At 59.3% G+C, this 351-nt stretch carries 1 protein-coding gene; it reads right to left on the bottom strand.

Annotated elements, in window-relative coordinates:
* The coding region (locus EN807_RS33425) for a DUF4105 domain-containing protein (protein ID WP_135938008.1) at positions 1–351 on the bottom strand (351 nt) is incomplete at both ends.

The raw sequence follows: 351 nt of genomic DNA, 5'->3' as shown, positions 1-351 counted from the left end.
GCCGACCACGTCACGCTCGTCGGCCGCGATAATGACCAGGGGATTGCTCTTGAACAGGTCTGCTATGGGCGAAAACTCGCCACCGCGACGCCGCCGCACCTCGATGGACCAGGCAAGATAGTCACCTCCTGCAAAGCCGAAGCTCATGATGACATGAGCGATTTTGGTCCCAGACCAATAAGACATGAAGAGGTCGACGGTCTGGATGCTGGAGAGATCGTACGTCCGCGTTGTCCAGCGTTCGGTGAAATCGGTGTCGCTGCGCCATTCGAAGGCGCGCACGTCCTTTAACGTCAACCGATTTCCGTCGTAGGTGCCGGTTACCTGACGGGCGACATCGGGCGCCCAGTC

The organism is Mesorhizobium sp. M5C.F.Ca.ET.164.01.1.1, assembly GCF_004792125.1.
Classification (GTDB): Bacteria; Pseudomonadota; Alphaproteobacteria; order Rhizobiales; family Rhizobiaceae; genus Mesorhizobium; species Mesorhizobium wenxiniae.
The sequence above is the reverse complement of the archived record's forward strand: the minus strand, read 5'-3'. Positions and strand labels throughout refer to the sequence as shown.